We start from the raw sequence: 18,195 nt of genomic DNA on the forward strand, positions 1-18,195 counted from the left end.
GGGTAAACTGTGGCAGATCATCAAACAGAAGAACAACAAGTCGAAGCACTTAAGGCATTTTGGCACAATAATGGTAATGCTATTATTGCCGGATTATTTATCGGCTTTGGTAGCTTTATTGGTTATGGTAATTATCAGGAGCATAAGCTTGAAAGTGAGATTAATACTTCTGAAGCCTACCAAAATGTGCTTGAACTGGCTGATAAAGATGACGAAGCATATCGCGAAGCGGGCGAAAAATTTATTAATGAAAATGCTGATTCAAGTTATACCGCGTTAACGGCATTTGCCTTAGCCAAAGATGCCGCTGAGCACCAAGACTGGCAACAAGCAGCAAAATACTTAACCACGGCGATTGAAAAATCATCTGATAACAGTTTAAAAGCCATTGCTACTGTCAGACTGGCTCGAGTACAAGTGCAGTTAGAGCAATATGAGCAAGCCATTGCAACTGTTTCTCAAGCATTGCCTGAATCATTTAAAGCCAGTGTTGAAGAAATTAAAGGCGATGCTTATTTAAAGCAAGAGCAACTTGAACTTGCTAGAACAGCTTATCAGGCTGCTATTGAAGCGTCAGGACAAAATGTTGCGCCGGCACTGCAAATGAAGCTAGATGATTTAGCGCAGAATATCGTCTTAGCTAAGTAATTAGTCGTTAGCTTTATTCAGTAAATTGCTGATACCAAAAATTACCCTGAACTTTGGTTAAATTTCTGGTCAAAGAAGTTAATGCAAAAATATTGGAGCCATAAGTGCTTACTTTTATACAAATGAAAATAACAAAAACGAGTTTTGCCAAACAGCTGTTAGCTGGTTGTTTGTTGACGGGATTAGTGGCGTGTTCTTCAACTGAAGATGAAATTGATGAAACTGAACCGGTAGAGTTAACAGAAATTACACCACAGTTTAAAGCGAAAGTTTTATGGGAAGAAAGCGTCGGTGATGGCGTTAGTCATTATTTTTCTCGATTAAACCCAATTGTAGCCTACGATAAAGTATTTTCTGCCAGTCGAGAAGGTGATGTATATGCCTTTAATCTTAGTGATGGCAAAGAAGTTTGGCATGCAGACTTGCGTACGGAAACCCCAGACGGTGGCTTTTTTGCGAGTAAAAAATCGGCATTGATCAGTGGTGGTCCGGTTGCAGGCATTAACAAAATCTTTTTAGGCAGTGAAAACGGTAAAGTGATCGCATTAGATGCGGAAAATGGTGAGCTTTCTTGGCAGGAAAAGATTAAAGGGGAAGTGATTGCTGCTCCGGCTATTGATGCTGGTACCTTAGTGGTTAATTCCGCCTCTGGTGTACTTAAAGCATTCAATGCCAGTAACGGTGAAGAGCAATGGCAAATCGAACAAGATGTGCCGCCATTAACCTTACGTGGTATCAGTACGCCGACAATTACTGCAGGTGGTGTGCTGGTTGGTACGGCTGATGGCATGATGACCGTTTACATTCTGGAAAACGGCCAGCAAGGCTGGACCACTGAAGTGGGTGAAGCAACGGGTTCAACAGAGTTGCAACGCGTTGTTGATATCGACAGTAAACCGTTAATTTATGGTGATAAGGTTTATGCTGTATCATCACGAGGTCATTTAGTGGCGATTGATTTACGTTCAGGCCGCACTATCTGGAAACGTAAATACTCTTCTTATCGTCCAATTGCAGTGAGTGGTAATAGCTTATTTATTACTGATGTTAAGGGACACATTTATGCGGTTGATCGTAATAATGGCCTAGAGAAATGGAGCCAATTATCGTTTACTAACCGGGGGGTAACTGGTGCTGCTGTTGTGAAAAATTACATAGTTGTAGGTGATTTTGAAGGTTATTTGCACTGGCTAGATCAAGATTCAGGTGAAATCGTTGCCCGTCATCATGTCGATGGCAGTGGTATTTACGCAACTCCAACCGTCGATAACGATATACTTTATGTACAATCACGTGATGGTGATTTACAAGCGATAGAAACACCCTAACAGTTTTTATCAACTAAACTAAGAACGGTTCCGTCGCAATAGTGTCTTCGGAGCCGTTGTTTGTTATTAAACTTAATGAAAATAAATTTTTGAGGTCAACATGCTTCCTGTCGTCGCGCTAGTTGGACGTCCCAATGTCGGTAAATCTACATTATTTAATCGATTAACTCGTAGCCGAGATGCACTGGTTGCAGATTACCCTGGCTTAACGCGCGATCGCCAATATGGTCAGGCTGAGGTCGAAGAACATCCGTTCATTGTCATTGATACTGGTGGTATTCACGGTGATGAAGAAGGGATTGATGCCTTAATGGCGGAACAGTCCCTAATGGCGATTGAAGAAGCGGATGCTGTGTTGTTTTTAGTCGACGCCCGAGCTGGCTTAACCTCGGCTGATATAGGTATTGCAGATCACCTGCGCAAGCAAAATAAAAAAGTCTTTTTGGTGGCTAATAAAATAGATGGTATTGATGCTGATTCTGCTGTCGCTGAATTTTATCAGCTAGCGTTAGGAGAAGTGCATCAAATAGCGGCTGCCCACGGCCGTGGTGTTACCCAATTATTGACGTTAGCATTAACGCCACATATTGAAGCTTTGGGTCAGGAACAAACGCCTGAGTCAGAAGCTGCGCAAGATAGTGAAGAAATAGATGCGCCAGAAGAAAACGACAAGATTAAATTGGCGATTATCGGTAAACCAAACGTTGGTAAATCAACATTAACTAATCGTATTTTAGGGGAAGAACGGGTCGTCGTTTACGATATGCCTGGTACCACCCGTGATAGTGTCTATATTCCAATGGAACGTAATGGTCGTGAATATACCTTAATCGATACTGCTGGTATTCGTCGTCGTAAGAATGTCACCGATGTGGTAGAAAAGTATTCCGTGATTAAGACCTTGCGGGCGATAGAAGATGCTAACGTTTGCTTACTGATTATAGATGCTCACGAAGGCATTACTGATCAAGATTTAAGCTTACTAGGATTCATCTTAGAAGCTGGTCGCTCTTTAGTATTGGCGGTAAATAAATGGGATGGTTTAGACGAACATGTCAAAGATCGGATTAAGACCGAACTTGACCGTCGTTTAGGTTTTATTGATTTTGCCCGTATTCACTTTATATCAGCATTACATGGTACCGGGGTCGGACACCTTTATGAGTCGGTGGAAGAGGCCTTTGTGTCTGCGACTAAGCGTATTTCCACTTCTATGGTCACGAAGATTTTGGATATGGCAGTGTTTGATCATCAGCCGCCAATGCATAATGGTCGTAGGATCAAGTTAAAATATGCCCATGCCGGTGGTTATAATCCACCGATTATCGTGATTCATGGTAATCAAACTAAGCATTTACCGGTTTCTTATAAACGTTATTTGATGAATTATTACCGTAAATCACTCAAGGTAATGGGGACACCAATAAAAATAGAGTTTAGGGAAACGGCTAATCCATTCTCAGGTAAGAAAAAACTCAGTTATACCGATCAGAAAAAATTAGCGCGTAAAACGCAAGGTTATAAAAAAACTGACGATTAACAGTTGGGTGCGGTTATTCATAGTCAAAGTTAATAAAGATTGCATTTATGCGTTATCTTGACTAGTGTAATGATTATTCCTAATAAAAATTAAGCGCTTAGTGCAACCTTAGTTATGCCTTCAACTGCCGTGAAAGTAAATACCGCATCTCGTTTGCAACGAAACCTATCGCTTATGCAGGCGGGTTCTGTTGTCACAATTGATATTGCGACACCCGCCGGGCAAAAAGGTAAATTTCGCACGACTTTTGTCGGTTATCTGCCGAAGAAATACGTGCTGCTCCAGTATCCTGAGACCAGTAAAATAGGGAAGTTTAGCCACTTTATTACTCAAGGTATGGGAGTGACTGTCAGAGGTATTATCGAGCATGAGGGCGCTGTTGTCGCTTTTGTTAGTAGTATTAAACAAACGTTGCAACTGCCGTCTAAGATGATCGTGTTAGAATTTCCAAAAACCTTAAGCATGCAATGTTTGCGCAAATCGATTCGTATTGAAATAGAGCTTAATGCGAAAGTGAGAATCGAAAAAAAGTTTTGGCAGAGTTTAATTACTGATATCTCTATTAGTGGTTGTCAGCTGCTGATAGAAAACGGTGACGAAATCTTGTTAGTGCAGGATAAAGCCATAGATCTGGCGTTAGACAGCGGCGAGCTAAATAATTTAAAGCTATCAGGACAAATTTGCAGTATGAAATCATTAGCTAATGCCATTTCTCTCGGCGTACAGTTTAATGAAAGCAGTAAAAATGCCGTGATCAAGTTACTTCATCATGTAGTGACACTCGAAGACTAATTCATATCGAGTTAATTAACTCAGCTATCAGTTAACGTGCCCGATAATTGCTCTTTTGCAGCGACCTGCGCGTGAATACGGCCATCGCTGAGTTGCACGCTAATTTGTTCATTCACTGTCACATCTTTGATTGAATTAATGATCTTTCCCTGTTGATTTCTGCTAACGCTATAGCCGCGGGCTATGGTCGCGAGTGGACTAACCAACTGTAATTGCTCTATAAGGTGAACAAACCTCTCTTGTTGATGGGTTAGATAGTTGTTAGCGGCAGAAGCAAGCTGTTTATCTAATTGCTGGCGCTGCATCATTAGTTGTTGCAACTTAGTGTTAGGAGATGCTGTTTGTAATCTTTGAGCTAACTGTTTGAGTGGGAAGCCAGCAAGCTGAGTTTTTAGCAATATTGCTTTTGTTAATCGCAAACTGAGTTCATCGGCGCGTTGTTGGTGATTTCGCAGTATCTGCTCGGGATGCGCCTGATGTAGTCTATGTGATAAATACAGAGCGCCTTGCTTAGCATTGTTAAGTGTTCGCTGTGCTTGTTGCTGAAGCTGATGATTTAAGCGACTAAAACGCTGACGGAGCTCGCTGCTGTCTTGTGAGACTAATTCTGCTGCGGCAGACGGAGTCGCTGCCCTGACATCGGCAACATAATCACTTAGTGTGGTATCTATTTCATGACCAACCGCGCTAATTACAGGAATAGTACTGTTGAAAATGGCTTTCACTACCGTCTCTTCGTTAAATGACCAAAGGTCTTCTAATGAACCACCACCGCGACCGACAATTAATACGTCGCATTCATTACGTTGATTAGCAAGTGAGATAGCGGATACGATTTCTTGTTTTGCTTGCTCTCCCTGCACTAACGCCGGGTAGATGATGATGGCGATCGCAGGGTTTCGTCTTTTGAGCACCGAAATAATATCTTTAACTGCAGCACCGCTCGGGGAGGTGACTACACCTATTGTGGTTGGCGTTGCTGGTAATAACTTTTTGTGCTGTAGAGCAAATAGTCCCTCGGCATTCAGGCGTTGTTTAAGTTGTTCATACTGCTGACGTAGTAAGCCTTCGCCAGCTTCTTCCATTAATTCGATGATCAGTTGAAAATCGCCTCTGGGTTCATACAGAGATACTTTTGCTTTTACCAGTACTTGTTGACCATTTTTAGGTTGTAGGCGCACGCGGCGGTTGTTGCCTTTGAACATCGCACACTTGACCTGAGATTTTTGATCTTTTAATGATAAATACCAATGACCTGAGCTTGCCGCAACGAAATTAGATATTTCACCAGATAACCAAACATAATTAAGCTCACTTTCCAGTATAAACCTTACTTTTTTTGTTAGTTCACTTACTTGTAGAATGTGCTGTTGAGCCATAAAAGAGTGCTTTTTCAGGTGTTAAGGACGAATTTAGCCCATATTATCTAATTGTCTAGGTAAATAACAGGGAGTTTTTTAATAAAAAACGAAAATTTAAGTTGTTCTTAGTTAATAAAACGGTTAAAATTCTGCCGCAATATTTCCTCCCTAACCACACCTATTTAGAGAGATGTTGCGATGCTTAGAATTGCCCAAGAAGCCTTAACTTTTGATGATGTACTATTAGTACCTGCCCATTCAACCGTACTGCCTCACACAGCTGAGTTAAAAACTCAATTAACACGTAAAATTAGTTTAAATGTGCCTATGGTTTCCGCCTCTATGGATACGGTAACTGAAGCGCGTTTAGCGATCACTTTGGCACAAGAAGGTGGTCTTGGCTTTATTCATAAGAATATGACTATTGCTGAACAAGCAAAAAATGTTTCGTTAGTGAAAAAATATGAAAGTGGTATTGTCTCTGATCCTGTGACTGTTAACCCTGACGCTACCATTAACACTGTGATTGAGTTAGCACAAGAGCTTGGTTTTTCAGGCTTCCCTGTGGTGGACAAGGATAATAATCTGGTCGGTATTATTACCGGTCGGGATCTACGTTTTGAATCAGACTTATCTAAGCCAGTATCCGCATTAATGACGCGTAAAGAACGTTTGGTGACGGTGGAAGAAGGGGCTGAACGAGAAGAAATTTTACGTTTAATGCATGAGCATCGTATTGAAAAAATCTTAATGATAGACGGTGCCTTTAAACTAAAAGGCCTGATCACAGTAAAAGATTACCAAAAAGCAGAAAGCAAGCCGAATGCTTGTAAAGATGAATTAGGTCGCTTACGTGTTGGTGCTGCGGTAGGTGTTGGTGCCGGTACGGATGAGCGTATCGATGCTTTGGTTGCTGCTGGTGTTGATATATTGCTAATTGATACCTCGCATGGTCATTCACAAGGTGTTATTGATCGTGTTAAACAAACTCGCCAAAAGTACCCTGAGCTACAAATTGTTGCCGGTAATGTCGCAACTGGCGCAGGTGCTAAAGCGTTAGCCGATGCTGGTGTTGATGCCGTTAAAGTGGGCATAGGTCCTGGTTCTATTTGTACGACACGTATCGTTACCGGTGTTGGTGTGCCGCAACTAACTGCTATTTCTAATGCGGTAGATGCCTTAAAAGGCACTGGCATCCCTGTGATTGCCGATGGTGGTATTCGCTTTTCGGGTGATATAGCTAAGGCGTTAGTTGCTGGTGCTCATTGCGTTATGGTTGGCAGCATGTTTGCCGGTACCGAAGAATCACCAGGTGAAGTAGAGCTTTATCAAGGCCGTTATTATAAGTCTTATCGTGGCATGGGCTCGTTAGGGGCAATGTCACAAAAAGAAGGCTCCAGTGACCGTTATTTCCAAAAGTCGGATGGTGAGGCGGATAAGTTAGTACCCGAGGGTATTGAAGGTCGCGTCGCTTATAAAGGACCTGTTGCTGCTATTATTCATCAGCAGATGGGCGGTTTGCGTTCATCTATGGGCTTAACTGGTTCTGCCAATATTGAAGAAATGCGTACTAAGCCTGAGTTTATGAAGATCACGGCGGCAGGTATGGGTGAATCACATGTTCATGATGTAACCATAACCAAAGAAGCTCCTAACTATCGTATGGGCTAAATTGAACAGATTACTTCCTTTGCTATCACTATGCAGAAGTGGATCTACAATTGAATTAACAATTTTTCACAGGCTGAGCTGTAGATATGGTGGCTCAGCCTGTTCATTTATTAACGCATATTATTAGGAACAAAACACATGAGCAGAGATATTCATGATCACCGCATACTAATATTAGATTTTGGTTCCCAGTACACCCAGTTAATTGCACGTCGTGTGCGTGAAATTGGTGTGTATTGTGAGCTTTGGGCTTGGGATGTTAGTGAAGCTCAAATTAAAGCATTTAACCCTACCGGTATTATTTTAGCCGGTGGTCCTGAGTCAGTCACTGAGGATAACTCCCCACGTGCGCCTGAATATGTGTTCAATGCCAGTGTACCTGTACTTGGTATTTGTTATGGCATGCAAACGATGGCTGAGCAATTGGGTGGTGGGGTTGAAAGCTCATCACATAAAGAGTTTGGTTATGCATCGGTAGAAGTGATTGAGCAGTCAAACTTATTTAAAAATATCGAAGATTCTGTTGGTAGTAATGGTAATGCCTTGTTAGATGTTTGGATGAGTCATGGTGATAAGGTTTCACAAATCCCTGAAGGCTTTACTACGATTGCGCAAACACCAAGCTGTAAATATGCCGCAATGGCCAATGAAGATAAACAGTTTTATGGTGTGCAGTTCCACCCGGAAGTTACACATACTAAACAAGGGATGCGCATTTTAGAACATTTCGTTATCGATATTTGTCAATGTGAAAAGCTATGGACATCAGCATCTATTATTGAAAATGCGATAGAAAAAATTAAAGCGCAAGTTGGTGATGAAGAAGTAGTATTAGGCCTTTCTGGCGGTGTTGATTCATCTGTCGTCGCTATGCTGTTACATCGAGCTATTGGTGACAAATTAACTTGTGTTTTTGTTGATAATGGCTTGCTACGTTTAAATGAAGGTCAGCAAGTAATGGAAATGTTTGGCGATCATTTTGGTCTGAATATTATCCATATTAATGCAGAACAGCGTTTCTTAGAACGTTTATCTTCCGAGGCAGATCCAGAGAAAAAACGTAAAATTATCGGTAATGTCTTCGTTGAAATTTTTGATGAAGAAGCGGGCAAACTTGTTAATGCAAAATGGTTAGCTCAAGGTACTATCTATCCGGATGTTATTGAATCAGCGGCCTCTGCTACTGGTAAAGCGCATGTCATTAAGTCACATCATAATGTTGGTGGTTTACCTGAAGACATGGAGTTAGGCTTAGTTGAGCCGTTACGTGAACTGTTTAAAGATGAAGTACGTAAAATTGGTTTAGAGCTAGGTTTACCATACAACATGCTTTACCGCCACCCATTCCCAGGTCCTGGTTTAGGGGTTCGCATTCTAGGGGAAGTGAAAAAAGAGTATGCCGACTTATTACGTCGTGCTGATGCTATCTTCATTGAAGAACTTCATAACCATGATTTATATAACAAGGTCAGTCAGGCGTTTACCGTATTCTTGCCAGTACGTTCGGTTGGCGTAATGGGGGATGGCCGTAAATATGATTGGGTGGTGAGTTTACGCGCAGTCGAAACGATCGACTTTATGACCGCACATTGGGCGCATTTACCGTATGACTTCTTAGGTTTAGTCTCAAACCGTATTATCAATGAAATCGACGGTATCTCTCGCGTGGTTTACGATATTTCTGGTAAACCTCCTGCGACGATTGAGTGGGAATAAGCAATAGCGACTATGCCCAATTAATCATTGTTAAAAAGCCTCGTTAGAGGCTTTTTTTATAACGTAAATAAATCATTTCCGCTATGAAATTATCTGAAACATTTAGTGACAACATACTGGCTATTGTTGATAATTAGCGCTAGTTGATAAGCGTTCAATGGATTGAAGGAATCTTTTTGAATATCCGTATTTAGTGACGTTTAAATTATTAACAATCATTCAATTATAAAAACAAGGAACCTTTTCTATGTTAAGAAGCGTTATTTTAATTTTGTCGCTTTTTATTGCAGCTTCGCAAGCGATGGCTAAATCGCAGCAAATTCCATTAGAGTATTTTAATCATTTACCCGCGGTTGAACAGCCGTCTATCTCCCCAGATGGTAAACACATTGCGGTGATATTAAATCAGGCTGAATTTACTCAAGTGGCGATTGTTGATTATGATAACCACTCAAATGTTCAGGTAATTTTACAATTAGGCGCTGATAAATATCGGATTGATGAGCTTGATTGGGCTAATGATGAGCGCATCTTAGTGACTGTTAGCCAACCGTACAAAATAGAAAATTATCGTTTAAGAACTACTCACCTCTATTCTGCCTCTATTGATGGTAAAGATGTCTTTGAACTGAGGCAAAGAGCATCAAAAGGGCAATCTAAGCTAGATTTTTATTTTGCCAGCCCAGAGTTATTAAGTTTGCTACAAGATGATTCTGAGCATGTCTTGGTAACGATTAATGATCGCAGGGATAATAATTATAGTTCTGTATTTAAAGTCAATGTCACTAATGGTGAGTTTGAAAAATATCTTCCTAATGGTAACCGTATTGTAAACTGGGGAGTGACACCTAAAGGTGGAGTTTTGTTGGCGATAGGTGTCGATAAAGATCCTGATACCGATATTAGTTATATTTATACACGTAAAGATTCTACAGCTGATTGGCAATTGGTGAAAACGAGAGAGTCATATAAAACAGAAACTTTTTCTCCCCAGCTCTATGATCCTGTGACTAACACGATTATTGTATTAAGCGATCATATCGAAGACGAAAGTAAGCCCAGAAAAACAGCGCTTTGGAAGTATGATATTAAGCAAAACAAATTTGTTGAACTATTAGGGGAAGCACCTGATGGTTATGATGTTACTGGCACTATTACGCGGTTAGAAGGTAATGAACGTAATATTATAGGATTTACTTATAATGATGGCTTTGTTCAGCGTAAGTATTTTAATAATACTAGCGATTTATTGTCCCAACAAATTGCTCAGCTGTTTTCAAAGAAAGGATTGACAGCAACACTTTGGGATTGGGATCGAGCAAAAAACCATTATATCGTAGCCACAGTCAGTGATACTAAACCGGTTAAATTTTATTTGTTTGATAAACAAAATAAAAAACTTAATCCCTGGTATGGTCAATATCCAAGGCTAAACAAAGTGCAATTGACAAGGGTGCAACCTTTTTATTTTGAAGCTAGGGATGGAATGAAATTAAATGGCTACCTGACATTACCTGAAAATGTAAAAAATCCACCGGTCGTATTGTTTCCTCATGGCGGTCCTTTTGCGCGTGATAGTCAGTATTTTAATCCTTTTGTGCAAATGTTTGCCAGTCGAGGCTATGCGGTATTGCAGGTGAACTTCCGTGGCTCTACGGGGTTTGGTAATGATTATGAAACAGCTGGTTATTTGCAATGGGGGAAGAAAATGCAAACCGATCTTATTGATGCATTAGATTGGGTCGCAGAAAAAAAACTAGCAAATACCGAAAGTGCCTGTATTGTTGGTGCCAGTTATGGCGGGTATGCTGCGTTAGTTGCTGGCTATCAAACCCCTAAAAGGTTTAAATGTATTGCTAGTATTGCAGGGATTGCTGATTTAACGTCACAAATTGATCAGTGGAAGCGATTAGGTTATCGAAATTATGTTACTAATGCGGTGAGTACGGATATAAAAGAGCAAAAACAATTGTCGCCAGTAGAGCATGCAGACAAGTTTAAAGCACCTGTATTATTAATCCATGGTAAGGCTGATACCAGAGTGAGTTTTTATCAATCTGAAGCCATGTTTGATGCCTTGGAAAAAGCGGATAAAGAAGTGACTTTTGAGCTCTTTGATTTTGGTACCCATCATTTAAATGATTCGGAAAACTTACGCAGAACCATGATTTTATTGGATGCATTTTTAGCGGATAATTTGGGGTAGTTTTTTATTAAATAGTAGCATTTCGTTATTAGTAAAAAAAACACCACTGTAATAATTTACAGTGGTGTTTTTTTTATATACACTCATCACGTATATTAAATACGGAACTATGAGTTAAAGGAGTAATTATGCTCAAATTGTACGGTTTTGGTAAAGCGTTCAGTATGGTGGACGCGAGCCCGTTTGTCGTTAAAGTGGACTTGTTTTTAAAGTTGGCTGCGATTGAGTATCAGTTTATTGCCGATTTTAACGCATTGAAAAAATCGCCTAAAAACAAACTGCCATTTATTGAAGATAAAGGAAAAAAAATAGGCGACTCGGCATTTATTTTGAAATATTTAACCGAAAAATATCAACTTACCTTGGATGATGAATTATCTATAGAGCAACGCGCACAGGCGAATATCTATAGTAAAGCATTGGATGAAAGCCTTTATTGGTGCCTGGTTTATTCAAGGTGGGTAAAAGAAGACAGCTGGCCCGTGATTAAGGAAACATTCTTTGGCACCTTGCCAGCTCCTTTAAAATGGTTTGTACCAGGTATCGTAAAAAAAGATGTGAAAAAAACACTTTATCGGCAAGGTTATGGCCGGCATAGTGAATCTGAGTTATTATCAATTGCTGATGAACATTTTAGTTCTCTTGCTGTTTTGCTCTCTGATAAACCATTCTTTTTTGGTGAAAAGGCTTGCAGCTTTGATGCTGTTGCTTATGCATTTTTAGCGGAATTTATTTCCGTCGATTTTTTTAACAGTTTTAATCAGCAAGCGAGAAAATACGACAATTTAGTACAATATTGTCAGCGAATTGAAGCCCAGTATTATCCCAATTAAGGTATTTGGGCGGGAGGTAACAAACTCGCCTTAGTGATCATCAATATGACAGTAGATCTTAAGCAGCAGTTACGACAATCTTTTGGTTTTGACGGTTTTCGCTCTGGACAACAGCAGACAATAGAGCAGCTGTTAAATGGACATTCCTCATTAGCTATCTTTCCTACAGGCTCGGGTAAGTCTTTGTGTTATCAACTTACTGCGCTGAATTTACCTCATTTGACTTTAGTGGTTTCACCATTAATTGCGTTGATGAAAGATCAATTGGCGTTCTTAACCAGTAAGGGCATTCGAGCTGCCAGCCTGGATTCCAGCCTAACTGGCGAACAGCATCAGCAGGTCATCGCAGATGTACGTGCTGGTAATGTTAAGATTTTAATGGTGTCGGTGGAACGTTTTAAAAATGAACGCTTTCGTCAGTTTATCGATACTGTAGCAATTTCGATGTTGGTGGTGGATGAAGCGCACTGTATTTCAGAATGGGGACATAATTTTCGTCCCGATTATTTAAAGCTACCTCATTATCAACAAGAGTTGAATATCCCTTTGATACTGTTGTTAACTGCGACAGCAACGAAGAAAGTCAAGCTTGATATGGCAGCAAAATTTTCGATTGCGCCTGAACATATAGTGCAAACAGGATTTTATCGTGACAACCTAACATTGTCGGTACTATCTACGGCTCAAAGTAATAAAAATAATCAGCTAGTGAGTATTATCGAGCAGCAATCCGGGGCTGGCATAGTTTATGTTACGTTACAGCATAGTGCAGAAGCTGTGGCTGATTTTTTACAGCAAAATGGTGTTAATGCCAGGGCGTATCATGCAGGTTTTGATAGTGAGAAGCGCCAGTCGATCCAGCAAGCGTTTATGAGTGGTGAAGTTAGGGTTATAGTTGCGACTATCGCCTTTGGCATGGGCATAGATAAGTCAGATATCCGCTTTGTCATCCATTATGATTTACCTAAGTCGATTGAAAACTATAGTCAGGAAATCGGACGTGCTGGACGAGACGGCCTTGCTTCTCACTGTATTACTTTAGCTGATCTTGATGGCGTTAATGTGCTGGAGAACTTTGTCTATGGCGATACCCCAGAATCATCAGGTATCGCCAATGTGCTAACGTCAATAGCCAATGAAACTGAGCAGCAAAAATGGGAGTTACAAGGATTAGCTTTATCTACAGCGAGTAATATCCGTCAATTGCCGTTAAAAACTTTATTAGTGCAGTTGGAACTTAAAGGTGTACTGAAACCGTTATATTCTTATTTTGCAGAGTTTAAGTATAAGTTTATCGCAAGCGAACAAGATATTTTAGCGTCGTTTGACGGTGAACGTCGTGAGTTTCTGGCAGCGATATTTAACCATAGCAGGTTTAAAAAAATATGGGGTGAGCCTGATTTTGAACAGTTAATGGCAAATTATCAGTGTCAGCGTAGCCGAGTGGTCAGCGCGCTAGAATATCTGCAGGAGCAACACTTGATCGCGTTAGAAAGTAAGAAAATGACGGAAGTGTATCAAGTTAATCAAGAAGCATTAGCTGCACCTGAGTTAGTCGAACAACTCCAAGGTTATTTTTTACAAAAGGAACAAAGTGAAATCAATCGTATTGCTGCTTTAGTACGTTTTTTTCAGTTGGATAAGTGTTTGAGTCGCAACCTTGCCCTATATTTTGACGATAGTGAAGCACCTGAACATTGCGGTCATTGCTCTGTTTGTCACGGCAATATTGCTAAGTTAAGTTATTCTCAACAGTGGCTTTTGCCTGATGATGAATTGTTAACTCGCTATATTGATGGTCTAGTAACGCATATGACTGAAAAAGGTTACCAACAATTATCGTTAGCGACAATAACCCGCTTTTTGACTGGATTAATGGTACCGATATTTACTCGCAATAGGGTTAAGCAGCTGTCCGGCTTTGCCAGCTGTGAGCATATTCGTTTCACAGAGGTTAAGTCTAAGGTCGAACAATTATCAACGGGATGATTAAAAAGCCTTGCCGACAAAAAAGGAAAGCTTGTGCTTTCCTTTTTATTTGAGTGTTATCGTAGCAACTAGCTATTAATGTTGATGGCCACAGCCGCCTTCACCATGAACGTGACCATGAGCCAATTCTTCTTCGGTAGCGTCTCGGACTTCCAGTATTTCGACATCAAATTTTAAGTCAATACCAGCTAGCGGGTGGTTACCGTCTACCGTAATTTCGTTATCTTGAACATCGATGACGATCACCGTTTGCTCACCTTCGTCAGTAGATGCACGTAATTGAGTGCCGACTTGTAAGTCATCAATATCGGCAAATAATTCTTTGGGTACGGTTTGCACATAGCCATCATGACGTTGACCATAGGCATCATCAGCAGCAACCGCTACTTCAAATTTATCACCGGCAACATGATCGGTCAGTGCATTTTCTAAACCAGGGATCAAATAACCACTACCGTGGATAATTGCTAGCGGTTGATGGTCGTATGAGCTATCGATTAGGCTATCTTCACTGTCAGATACGGCGTAGTGTAATTTGACGACTTTGTTGGCGGTAATTTTCATGTAAGTTCCTAAGTTGCTTAGTCTTGGGTAAGTGAATAAGGTAAGTTAACTAATGACAGATCAGCATCAGTTTGCTCTTTAAGTTGTAGTTTTATTTCTTGGTTGCTGTCGTTAGCTAATACTGCTTGCAGATAGCACTGGTTATTCTCACTGATATAGCAGGCGATAACGTCACCGGCTTTACGCCAGTTTTCACCAAGTTGCTTTTCAATGATAATCTCAGCAGAGGGATTGGTTAGCTTACCCGTAAGGGCAAATAAGGCTTTTTTATTTTTTCCTAGGTATTGCATACGAGCAACGGTTTCTTGCCCCAAATAGCAGCCTTTGGTAAAGCTAATACCGTTAATTGCCTGCATATTAAGCATTTGTGGCACATATTCGCTATGGTTGTCGTTATCGAGGTAGGGAAAGCCTTCGACAATTTCTAATAACTTCCATATCGGGCTTGGAAATACAGGCAAAGAAAAGGCACTGACTAATTGCTCGACATTTTCTTTAGTATCAATAATCAAATAACGTTCAATATTACCGGCAATATATACTAGGTTGGTTGAACCTGTTTGAATGACTGGTGTCATGCTATCAGGAAGAGTATTGAATTTTTCTTTCAGTATTGCTGGTGCATTTGTACCAACTAGACAGAAAAAGGCTAATTGCTCAGTGGTGTTAATATCTACTTTGGCAAAAACACCAAACTTTTTCAGTTCAGCCAGTGATTGTTCTATTGAACTTTTTGGCTGAAATAACAGGTAGCTGCCATCACGTTCAAACAAACGAAAACAGGAAAACACTTTACCTTTGGCATTACAGTGAGCACCGTGTAGCAAGGTTTCTGGTGTCAGGGTATTAACATCACAGGTGACTTGCCCTTGCAGATACTTTTGTTGTTCTTCACCCGTCAGTTGAATCGCATTACACTCGGTTAAGGCGATAAGGTAATTTTCTGGTAAATTTTCTAATGATGGTTGATGATTTTCTAGTGTTAAGCTCATATCAATTAATGAAAACGCATTGTTATAGTCTATAAGTATGGATGAAAATGAAGAAAACAAGTCATTATTGCTAGGCAATTGTTATCTGCTGGTTAAGTTGGCTAAATAGATAGCCTTTATTGTCTGCAATTTGTTAAACTTAACATCCGTTCTTACGTTACTAACTGATAGGTTATTATTAAAAAATGACTGTTGATATGAATTCAAGCGCTAAAGAAAAGGCCAAATTAAAATGGGCATGTCGCCGTGGGATGCTAGAGTTAGATGTATTGTTTATGCCTTTTGTTGATGAAGCATGGGAACAGTTATCTGAAGACAATAAACAGATTTTTGAGCGTTTGTTAACTTGTCAGGATCCCGAGTTATTTGCCTGGTTTATGGGACACGAGGAATGTGAAGACTCAGAGCTTAGATCTATGGTCGAACTTATACTTAACCGAGTCAAAGTATAATTTATTAGTCACTCCTGTTAACCGGGCGCGTTTAATGTGGCCGGTATTTTTGCTGCTTAATCTATTTGTCGTTATTTTTATCGCATACTGGCCAAAGTCGGTGTTAATTATCGAATGTTTTCTGGTAGTAAGCTATAGCTGCTGGTATTGGTTAGCAGAACCACAAAAAGATGCGCCAATAAGCGTTATCTTGTTACAAGCTGATGGCGAAATTACATTAGATGGCGTTTCCGGATACCGATTGCACGCTAATAGTCGTGTTGGCTGGTTAGGGTGCTGGTTATTATGTTACTCGCCAAAGGCGAAAACTAGCGCAAAGTTTATCCATAAATTCTATGCTAAGCAGCAATTTTCGCCTCAAGATTATGCTCGCTTATCCCGCATCATTTTATGCAACAATGCGGAACTTAACCATGCTGATGTGTTGGTGAAATCACCGTCGGCTGCGGATCATCGCTGAGTTCAGGGTAATCTAAAGTGTAATGTAACCCTCGGCTTTCTTTACGCGACATGGCACTACGAATAATAAGCTCGGCAACCTGTACTAGATTTCTTAGTTCAAGTAAATTATTACTAACCCTAAAGTTGCGATAATATTCATCAATTTCTCGTTGCAATAATTCAACGCGATGTAGCGCCCGTTCTAAGCGTTTAGTGGTGCGCACTATACCGACATAATCCCACATGAAGAGCCGTAATTCATGCCAGTTATGTTGGATCACCACCTCTTCATCTGAATCTGTTACTCGGCTTTCATCCCAGGCTGGGATTTTCAGATAGTTTTGCAAAGTAGATAGTCCTTGTTCAATATCTGTAGCCGTTGCTCGGGCAAATACTAGACATTCTAATAATGAATTACTGGCCAATCGATTAGCGCCGTGTAATCCTGTATAGGCAACTTCACCAATTGCGTATAAGTTATCTATGTCGGTTTTTCCTTGCTTGTTGATCATCACTCCACCACAGGTATAGTGTGCAGCAGGAACGATTGGCATCGGTTGCTTGGTCATGTCGATACCAAGGGACATGGTTTTTTCATAGATGGTTGGGAAGTGTTGCTTGATAAAATCAGCAGGCTTATGACTGATATCAAGGTACATACAATCGGCACCCAAACGTTTCATTTCATAGTCGATTGCACGGGCTACTATATCGCGTGGCGCTAGTTCGGCTCTTTCATCGAAACTTGGCATAAAGCGACTACCATCAGGACGGCGTAAAATCGCGCCTTCTCCGCGTAGTGCTTCGGTAAGCAGAAAATTTCCCGCATCAGGGTGAAATAAACAGGTCGGATGAAACTGATTGAATTCCATATTGGCTACCCGACAACCTGCGCGCCAGGCCATGGCAATACCATCACCGCTGGCAATATCTGGGTTCGATGTGTATTGGTAAACTTTAGACGCACCGCCAGTGGCTAAGATAGTTTTTTTCGCGAAGATCCGCTCAACTTTTTCACTGTTTCGGTTCCAGATATAGGCGCCGATACATCGCTTATCTTCAGGTGTCGCTTGATCACACACTAAGTCGATAGCATTATAACGTTCAAAAATACGAATGCGGCTATGATTTTTTACCCTGTCGGCTAATGTGGTCTGTATTGCCTGACCTGTGGCATCTGCTGCGTGTAAAATCCGCCGGTGACTATGACCACCTTCTTTGGTTAAATGATAACGGACATCGTCAATGGCACTTTCTTCTTGATCGAAGTCGACTCCTTGACCGATTAACCATTCCAAGCAAGCTTTGGCATTTTCAGCAGTATATTGCACTACGTCTTGCTGACATAATCCTGCACCAGCTACTAAGGTATCGGAAACATGAGACTCAACACTGTCATTTTTATCAAAAACGGCAGCGATCCCCCCTTGAGCGTAAAAGGTTGAACCATCGTTCACTTTACCTTTACTTAAAATAACGACATCGGCATTTTTAGCTAAATGTAGCGCTAATGACAAACCTGCCGCACCACTTCCTATGATTAGCACATCACAATTATGTTGTTGATTCATATATGCTTGGAATTAAGGTATTCTATAGTTAAGCGAATTTTAACGTTTATTCGCAGATGAGAACAGAGAAATAAAAGCGACTCTATTGATT

At 40.6% G+C, this 18,195-nt stretch carries 15 protein-coding genes; 11 read left to right on the plus strand and 4 right to left on the minus strand.

The window, feature by feature from the left end:
• Positions 1 to 9: 9 nt before the first annotated feature.
• The 4 genes from QQK06_RS13760 to QQK06_RS13775 all read left to right on the plus strand — a co-directional run bounded on the left by QQK06_RS13760 (position 10) and on the right by QQK06_RS13775 (position 4,308).
• Positions 10 to 648 (plus strand): YfgM family protein, encoded by a 639-nt coding sequence (locus QQK06_RS13760; RefSeq protein WP_284245306.1) that lies wholly within the window; start codon positions 10 to 12, stop codon positions 646 to 648.
• 104 nt (positions 649 to 752) lie between these two features.
• Positions 753 to 1,976 carry an outer membrane protein assembly factor BamB gene (gene bamB, locus QQK06_RS13765; RefSeq protein ID WP_284245307.1) on the plus strand — a complete coding sequence of 408 codons (1,224 nt, stop codon included), beginning with the start codon at positions 753 to 755 and terminating at the stop codon, positions 1,974 to 1,976.
• 100 nt (positions 1,977 to 2,076) lie between these two features.
• Positions 2,077 to 3,516: a ribosome biogenesis GTPase Der gene (gene der / locus QQK06_RS13770; protein WP_284245308.1), complete on the plus strand. Its 1,440-nt coding sequence runs from the start codon at positions 2,077 to 2,079 to the stop codon at positions 3,514 to 3,516.
• Positions 3,517 to 3,630: 114 nt separating this feature from the next.
• Positions 3,631 to 4,308, plus strand: a complete 678-nt coding sequence (locus QQK06_RS13775; protein WP_284245309.1) for a flagellar brake domain-containing protein — start codon at positions 3,631 to 3,633, stop codon at positions 4,306 to 4,308.
• Positions 4,309 to 4,328: 20 nt separating this feature from the next.
• On the opposite strand, the gene xseA is transcribed toward QQK06_RS13775, so the two are convergent.
• The gene (gene xseA / locus QQK06_RS13780) at positions 4,329 to 5,687 is read right to left on the minus strand and encodes an exodeoxyribonuclease VII large subunit (protein WP_284245310.1); all 1,359 of its coding nucleotides are present in this window, start codon (positions 5,685 to 5,687) and stop codon (positions 4,329 to 4,331) included.
• 180 nt (positions 5,688 to 5,867) lie between these two features.
• Here xseA and guaB point away from each other — a divergent pair, with 180 nt between their 5' ends.
• The 5 genes from guaB (at position 5,868) to QQK06_RS13805 (ending at position 14,084) form a co-directional block, all read left to right on the plus strand.
• Positions 5,868 to 7,340, plus strand: coding sequence for an IMP dehydrogenase (gene guaB / locus QQK06_RS13785; protein ID WP_284245311.1), 1,473 nt, complete (start codon positions 5,868 to 5,870; stop codon positions 7,338 to 7,340).
• Positions 7,341 to 7,478: 138 nt separating this feature from the next.
• Complete coding sequence (guaA, locus tag QQK06_RS13790) at positions 7,479 to 9,056, plus strand: glutamine-hydrolyzing GMP synthase (protein WP_284245313.1); 1,578 nt, start codon at positions 7,479 to 7,481, stop codon at positions 9,054 to 9,056.
• 247 nt (positions 9,057 to 9,303) lie between these two features.
• Positions 9,304 to 11,262: an alpha/beta hydrolase family protein gene (locus QQK06_RS13795; RefSeq protein ID WP_284245314.1), complete on the plus strand. Its 1,959-nt coding sequence runs from the start codon at positions 9,304 to 9,306 to the stop codon at positions 11,260 to 11,262.
• Positions 11,263 to 11,390: 128 nt separating this feature from the next.
• Positions 11,391 to 12,095: a glutathione S-transferase family protein gene (locus tag QQK06_RS13800; protein ID WP_284245315.1), complete on the plus strand. Its 705-nt coding sequence runs from the start codon at positions 11,391 to 11,393 to the stop codon at positions 12,093 to 12,095.
• Between the two features lie 45 nt (positions 12,096 to 12,140).
• Complete coding sequence (locus tag QQK06_RS13805) at positions 12,141 to 14,084, plus strand: RecQ family ATP-dependent DNA helicase (RefSeq protein ID WP_284245317.1); 1,944 nt, start codon at positions 12,141 to 12,143, stop codon at positions 14,082 to 14,084.
• A gap of 75 nt (positions 14,085 to 14,159) precedes the next feature.
• Here QQK06_RS13805 and QQK06_RS13810 read toward each other — a convergent pair whose 3' ends face one another.
• Positions 14,160 to 14,648 carry an FKBP-type peptidyl-prolyl cis-trans isomerase gene (locus QQK06_RS13810; RefSeq protein WP_284245318.1) on the minus strand — a complete coding sequence of 163 codons (489 nt, stop codon included), beginning with the start codon at positions 14,646 to 14,648 and terminating at the stop codon, positions 14,160 to 14,162.
• Positions 14,649 to 14,665: 17 nt separating this feature from the next.
• On the minus strand, positions 14,666 to 15,640 hold the full coding sequence (gene ygfZ / locus QQK06_RS13815; RefSeq protein WP_284245319.1) for a tRNA-modifying protein YgfZ: 975 nt from the start codon (positions 15,638 to 15,640) through the stop codon (positions 14,666 to 14,668).
• A gap of 185 nt (positions 15,641 to 15,825) precedes the next feature.
• Between ygfZ and QQK06_RS13820 the strand changes: the two genes are divergently transcribed.
• Together QQK06_RS13820 and QQK06_RS13825 are read left to right on the plus strand one after the other, a co-directional pair.
• Entirely contained in the window at positions 15,826 to 16,092 is a 267-nt protein-coding gene (locus QQK06_RS13820) for an FAD assembly factor SdhE (RefSeq protein WP_284245320.1), read from the plus strand.
• A gap of 34 nt (positions 16,093 to 16,126) precedes the next feature.
• Positions 16,127 to 16,552, plus strand: coding sequence for a hypothetical protein (locus QQK06_RS13825; RefSeq protein WP_284245321.1), 426 nt, complete (start codon positions 16,127 to 16,129; stop codon positions 16,550 to 16,552).
• Here QQK06_RS13825 and nadB read toward each other — a convergent pair.
• Positions 16,500 to 18,104 (minus strand): L-aspartate oxidase, encoded by a 1,605-nt coding sequence (gene nadB, locus QQK06_RS13830; protein ID WP_284245322.1) that lies wholly within the window; start codon positions 18,102 to 18,104, stop codon positions 16,500 to 16,502. The two genes, QQK06_RS13825 and nadB, sit on opposite strands and share 53 nt — an antisense overlap.
• Between the last annotated feature and the right edge of the window lie 91 nt (positions 18,105 to 18,195).

Source organism: Thalassotalea insulae, assembly GCF_030161395.1.
GTDB lineage: Bacteria > Pseudomonadota > Gammaproteobacteria > Enterobacterales > Alteromonadaceae > Thalassotalea_E > Thalassotalea_E insulae.